Raw genomic sequence first — 6064 nt, 5'->3', positions numbered from 1 at the left:
GAAGCAAATAAAGCCTTCGCGCACTACCGTTACTAAACCGATTCGGTTTTCACTCTATTTGGGGGCACTGCGATCGCGCGAGTGTCCCCAAAAACGTCTACAATCTTAGTAAAGATTAACAAATTTATTATCGGCAGCCGACAAGTTAGGAGGTAATTGTGCCACGTACCGTCCCGTTTGAGAAAGTACGCAACATCGGGATTGCAGCCCACATTGATGCGGGTAAGACAACCACGACCGAGAGAATACTATATTATTCTGGGGTTGTCCATAAGATCGGCGAAGTTCACGAAGGAACTGCCACCACCGACTGGATGGTGCAAGAGCAAGAGCGTGGAATCACCATCACCGCAGCCGCAATCAGTACGACTTGGAAAGATCATAAGATCAATATCATCGATACTCCAGGACACGTAGATTTTACGATCGAAGTCGAACGTTCGATGCGGGTACTCGATGGTGTAATTGCTGTATTCTGCTCCGTTGGTGGCGTTCAGCCTCAATCGGAGACGGTATGGCGACAAGCCGATCGCTATAAAGTGCCTCGGATCGTCTTTGTGAATAAGATGGATCGCACGGGTGCGAATTTCTTCAAAGTTTACGACCAAATCCTCGATCGGATGCGCGTTAACGCGGTACCCATCCAAATTCCGATCGGCGCTGAAGGCGATTTTGCTGGAGTGATCGATCTAGTGACGATGCGCGCGTTTTACGCGATGGATGACATGGGTAAGGATATCGAAGAACGCGATATTCCAGCCGATCTCCAAGCCAAAGCGGACGAGTTTCGCTTGAAACTATTGGAATCTGTTGCCGATACTTCAGATGAATTGACCGAGAAATATCTCGAAGGTCAAGAAATCTCCGAAGCTGAGGTCAAAGCCGCCATTCGTAAAGGCACGATCGCGGGTACGATGGTACCGATGTTCTGTGGCTCTGCCTTCAAGAACAAGGGTGTCCAAGCCTTGCTGGATGCAGTAATCGATTATCTCCCTTGCCCGACTGAAGTTCCGGCAATTAAAGGTAAAGATGTCGATGATGAAACGATCGAAGTCGAGCGTCATGCTAACGACGATGAACCGTTTGCAGCACTAGCATTTAAGATCATGGCGGATAAATACGGTCGTCTGACCTTTATCCGGGTCTACTCTGGAGTAGTCAAAACTGGTACTTACGTCTTGAACCCCACTAAGGGTAAGAAAGAACGGATTTCCCGGTTGATTATTCTCAAAGCTGACGATCGCCAGGAAGTAGATGAATTGCGCGCTGGTGACTTGGGAGCCGTCCTCGGACTCAAAGACACCTTCACGGGTGATACTTTGTGCGATGAAGACAACCCCGTCATTCTAGAATCGCTGTTCATCCCCGAACCAGTGATCTCACTGGCGGTAGAACCGAAGACCAAGCAGGACATGGAGAAACTCTCCAAGGCGCTGATCTCCTTGTCCCAAGAAGATCCCACCTTCCGCGTCCATACCGATGCTGAAACCAACCAAACCGTAATTGCGGGAATGGGCGAACTTCACCTCGAAATTCTGGTCGATCGGATGCTGCGCGAGTTTGGTGTCGAAGCCAACATCGGTGCGCCACAGGTGGCTTATCGCGAAACCATTCGTAAGAGTGTCAAGCAAGAAGGTAAGTACATCAAACAAAGTGGTGGTAGTGGTAACTACGGTCACGTCGTGATCGAGATTTCCCCTAGCGAACCCGGTAGCGGTTTGGAGTTCGTCTCCAAAATCGTCGGTGGTTCGGTACCCAAACAGTACATCAACCCGATCGAGCAAGGCGTCAAAGAAACCTGCGAGTCGGGGATCTTGGCTGGGTATCCAGTGATCGACCTCAAAGTCACCCTGATCGATGGTTCTTACCATGAAGTTGACTCCAATGAAATGGCATTTAAGATTGCGGCTTCGATCGCAACTAAAGAAGCCGTCATGAAAGCTCAACCGACATTGCTCGAACCAGTGATGAAGGTCGAAGTTGAAGTTCCCGACAACTTCTTGGGGAATGTCATCGGCGATCTTAACTCTCGTCGCGGTCAGATCGAAGGTCAAGAAGCCGCAGCAAATATCTCCAAAGTTGCAGCTAAGGTGCCACTGGGCGAAATGTTTGGTTATGCAACGAACATTCGCTCTAATACCCAAGGTCGTGGTATCTTCTCAATGGAATTCAGCCATTATGATGAAGTGCCTCGCAACGTTGCTGAAGCGATCGTCACCAAAAACAAAGGGAAATAAACGACATCAGTCGATTTAGGCTCTCCAGCAGAGCAGCAGAGATCGCTAGTGTCCGTCGCAAACGGATATTATGGAGTAACTGGTTAAGACCAGTCACTCCATAACCGCAGCTCGGGATTGGCAATCTCATTACAATCTAAAGAGGAATTAAGGAAATTATTCATGGCACGCGCTAAGTTTGAAAGAAATAAGCCCCACGTCAATATCGGTACAGTCGGTCACGTTGACCACGGTAAAACTACCCTGACCGCAGCTATCACCATGTCCTTAGCGGCAATTGGTGCAGCTAAGTCGCGGAAGTATGACGAAATCGATGCTGCTCCTGAAGAAAAAGCGCGTGGGATCACCATCAATACCGCTCACGTAGAATACGAAACGGTAACTCGTCACTACGCCCACGTAGATTGTCCCGGACACGCTGACTATGTGAAAAACATGATCACTGGTGCGGCACAAATGGACGGCGGTATCCTCGTCGTTTCCGCAGCAGATGGCCCCATGCCCCAGACCCGCGAGCATATCCTCTTGGCAAAACAAGTTGGCGTACCGCGTCTAGTCGTGTTCATGAACAAGACCGACTTAGTAGATGACGAAGAGCTACTCGAACTCGTCGAAATGGAAATCCGCGAACTGCTAACTTCCTACGACTTCGATGGTGACAATCTCCCCATCGTCTCGGGTTCTGCGGTCAAAGCTGTCGAGCAAATGATTGCCAATCCCAAAACCATCCAAGGTGAAAACGAGTGGGTAGACAAGATCTACGACTTGATGGCCGCAGTCGATGACTATATTCCTACTCCAGAACGGGAGATCGACAAACCCTTCTTGATGGCAGTTGAGGACGTCTTCTCGATCACTGGTCGGGGTACGGTAGCTACCGGACGGATCGAACGTGGAAAAGTCAAAGTTGGCGAAAACGTCGAAATCGTTGGGATCAGAGACACGCGTAGCACCACGATCACTGGTGTTGAAATGTTCCAAAAATCCCTCGATGAAGGTTTGGCTGGCGATAACGTCGGCGTACTGATGCGCGGTATCCAAAAAGCCGACATCGAACGCGGCATGGTAATTGCTAAACCAGGTAGTATCAAGCCTCACACCGTATTTGAAGGTGAAGTATACGTGTTGACCGACAAAGAAGGTGGTCGCAAGACGCCATTCTTCCCCGGCTATCGTCCTCAGTTTTACGTCCGGACAACTGACGTAACTGGCAACATCCAAGCTTTTACTGCCGATGATGGTAGTGCTGCGGAGATGGTCATGCCTGGAGATCGGGTCAAAATGACCGTAGAACTGATCAACCCAGTCGCGATCGAACAAGGAATGCGCTTCGCAATTCGTGAAGGCGGTCGGACGATCGGAGCTGGTGTAGTCGCCAAAATTATCAAGTAGGTTAATTACCTAAATTTTAGATAGAGATATACCTCGTGTGTATCTCTATCTTTGTGTCTGATGAATTATTTATTCATCGTTTATTCCCGTACCTTGACAACTCAAACCTAAAAAAATTATGGCTACCATCGCTCAACAGAAAATTCGGATTCGTCTCAAAGCATTCGATCGCCGTTTGCTAGATACCTCATGTGACAAAATTGTGGAAACAGCCAACAGAACTGGTGCAACCGCGATCGGGCCGATTCCATTACCTACTCGCCGCCGGATCTATTGTGTCTTGCGATCGCCCCACGTTGATAAAGATTCGCGCGAACATTTTGAAACTCGCACCCATCGCCGCATCATCGATATTAAAGATCCTTCCGCAAAAACGATCGATGCCTTAATGAAGTTAGACCTGCCAGCAGGTGTAGATATCGAAGTGAAACTGTAGATATTGAGTTACTAATTTGTTTTTAAAAAGTCCTCACATGAGGGCTTTTTTGTAGAGATATGTAAAGATCGAGGTTGATAATTTACATGTTTTTTTAACTATTTTTCAAAAACCAGTACTTACATACCTTAATAATTCAAAATTTATTGACTCCATTCTCAATTATTGCTACGACAGAATCGGGTGTTCGCGAGTTGCTTGAAAAGACATTAAAACGATCGTATCATAATTGATGGGGGAGGTGTATCTCGCGCTATACATTTTTAGATAATACAGCAGTAACTAGAATTAAATCATCTCACCCTCAATTATATTTCCGCACAGATCGATCGTAATTCACCCTGCAACCATTGAATCGCCAGATCGTTAGTTAATGCCGATCGCCAAGCCATTGCTACCTGAAAGTCACCAACATCAATTGGCGGCGATAAGATCTGAAGATCGTAACTAGCTGCAAGCTGATGGGCAATCCGGGAGGCGATCGTCACAATGCAATCGGTTGCCGAAACTGCCGCTGGTACGGCTAAAACATGCGGTAAAGTCAACCGCACTCTGCGTTCCCAGCCTTGCCGTGCGAGTACTGCATCTACATGTCCCCGCACCCGCCCACGCGGTGAAACGAGAATATGCTCTTCGGCTAAATATCGATCGATTGTTAATTCCCCCTGAATGCGGGGATGCTCGGCACGAGCTAGACAGGTAAAGGTTTCCGAGAACAGAACTTCAGTACATTGACATTGTTTTAATGTCCAACCATCGCAGATCGCTAGGTCTATTTTCCCTTCTTTGAGTGCGGCGATCGCATCGCGTCCGATTTCCCAGACTTCGACATCGATATTCGGAGCGATTGATTGGAGCCGATTCATCAAGGGTGGAATTAGAATAAACGCCCCATAGTCATTGGTGGCAATCCGCATTGTGCGTTCTACCTTCGCTGGATTAAAGATTTCGCTAGCAGTAAGAGTGCGATCGATCTCACCCAAAATTGCTGTTAGCGGTGCGAATAATTCTTCCGCTCTGGGTGTTAATACCATCTGTAAACCATCGCGTACCAAAATTCGATCGTCCAAGGCTACCCGCAAGCGTTTTAAAGCTGCACTAGTAGCAGGTTGGCTCAGATGAAGCTTTTTAGCTGTATTGGAAACGCTCCGCTCGGCAATCAGCGTATGGAGAACTACTAATAAATTGAGATCGAAGTTTCGTAAATCCATTTAACAAATAGACTCTATTTAAAGTATTGATTTGAATTATAAACTAAGGACTGATAGGATTGGAGCAAGTCACTAATCTATAAAAATTAAGATGAAAGTAGCTATTATCGGTTCTGGAATCGTCGGTCAAACACTCGGAAAAAAATTAGTTGAATTGGGTCATGATGTCGTTTTAGGCACCCGCGATCCAAATAAGTTAGATGAAGCCAAAGGCTGGGCTGGTAGTCTGAGCGACTGGCTGACTGCTGTGGGAAATAAAGCAACCGTGGCGACATTTGCCGCCGCCGCCGCTCAGGGCGAGATCGTCATTAATGCGACTCATGGCATGGCATCATTAGAAGCCCTAAAAATTGCTGGCGTTGAGAATTTACAGAATAAGATTTTGATTGATGTTGCCAATGAATTGGATTTCTCGCAGGGAATGCCACCCAAATCTCTGGCAACCGATACAACATCATTGGGAGAGAAAATCCAAGCAGCATTTCCAGATGCCAAAGTGGTGAAAACTCTCAACACCATGAATTGTCAAATGATGGTCGATCCAAAACAATTGGCAGACGGCAACCATACAGTATTTATCAGCGGAAATGATGTAGATGCTAAGTCAAAAGTCACAGAATTACTCCAGAGTTTTGGCTGGACGGATATCTTTGATTTAGGTGATATTACGAGTGCCCGTGCCACAGAAATGATGATGCCAATATGGTTACGGGCTTTTGGTAAACTTGGTAATGTTCCATATAATTTCAAAATTGTTGTTGGGTAATCAAAATAGCTTTTGACAGAAC

5 protein-coding genes are annotated in these 6064 nt (G+C 46.9%); 4 read left to right on the top strand and 1 reads right to left on the bottom strand.

From position 1 onward, the window contains the following. Positions 1-158 precede the first annotated feature (158 nt). The 3 genes from fusA (at position 159) to rpsJ (ending at position 4065) form a co-directional block, all read left to right on the top strand. A complete protein-coding gene (gene fusA, locus RMO52_RS17720; protein ID WP_310416833.1) occupies positions 159-2237 on the top strand; it encodes an elongation factor G in 2079 nt (692 codons plus the stop codon). 162 nt (positions 2238-2399) lie between these two features. Further along, on the top strand, positions 2400-3629 hold the full coding sequence (tuf, locus tag RMO52_RS17715; protein ID WP_309738524.1) for an elongation factor Tu: 1230 nt from the start codon (positions 2400-2402) through the stop codon (positions 3627-3629). A 118-nt stretch (positions 3630-3747) separates the two neighbouring features. Further along, positions 3748-4065, top strand: a complete 318-nt coding sequence (gene rpsJ, locus RMO52_RS17710; protein ID WP_366944870.1) for a 30S ribosomal protein S10 — start codon at positions 3748-3750, stop codon at positions 4063-4065. A 308-nt stretch (positions 4066-4373) separates the two neighbouring features. Here the strand turns inward: rpsJ and RMO52_RS17705 are convergent, their stop codons facing one another. After that, the gene (locus RMO52_RS17705) at positions 4374-5276 is read right to left on the bottom strand and encodes a LysR family transcriptional regulator (protein ID WP_310416830.1); all 903 of its coding nucleotides are present in this window, start codon (positions 5274-5276) and stop codon (positions 4374-4376) included. A 91-nt stretch (positions 5277-5367) separates the two neighbouring features. Here RMO52_RS17705 and RMO52_RS17700 point away from each other — a divergent pair, with 91 nt between their 5' ends. Then, the gene (locus tag RMO52_RS17700; RefSeq protein ID WP_310416827.1) at positions 5368-6042 is read left to right on the top strand and encodes an NAD(P)-binding domain-containing protein; all 675 of its coding nucleotides are present in this window, start codon (positions 5368-5370) and stop codon (positions 6040-6042) included. Positions 6043-6064 lie beyond the last annotated feature (22 nt).

This window comes from Chamaesiphon sp. OTE_8_metabat_110 (assembly GCF_031382685.1).
GTDB lineage: Bacteria > Cyanobacteriota > Cyanobacteriia > Cyanobacteriales > Chamaesiphonaceae > Chamaesiphon.
The sequence above is the reverse complement of the archived record's forward strand: the minus strand, read 5'-3'. Positions and strand labels throughout refer to the sequence as shown.

What these genes read in the sequence shown, in the direction of transcription:
- tuf (WP_309738524.1), top strand. Translation starts at nt 2,400, where the DNA reads ATGGCACGCGCTAAGTTTGAAAGAAATAAGCCCCACGTCAATATCGGT.
- rpsJ (WP_366944870.1), top strand. Translation starts at nt 3,748, where the DNA reads ATGGCTACCATCGCTCAACAGAAAATTCGGATTCGTCTCAAAGCATTC.
- RMO52_RS17705 (WP_310416830.1), bottom strand. Translation starts at nt 5,276, where the DNA reads ATGGATTTACGAAACTTCGATCTCAATTTATTAGTAGTTCTCCATACG.
- RMO52_RS17700 (WP_310416827.1), top strand. Translation starts at nt 5,368, where the DNA reads ATGAAAGTAGCTATTATCGGTTCTGGAATCGTCGGTCAAACACTCGGA.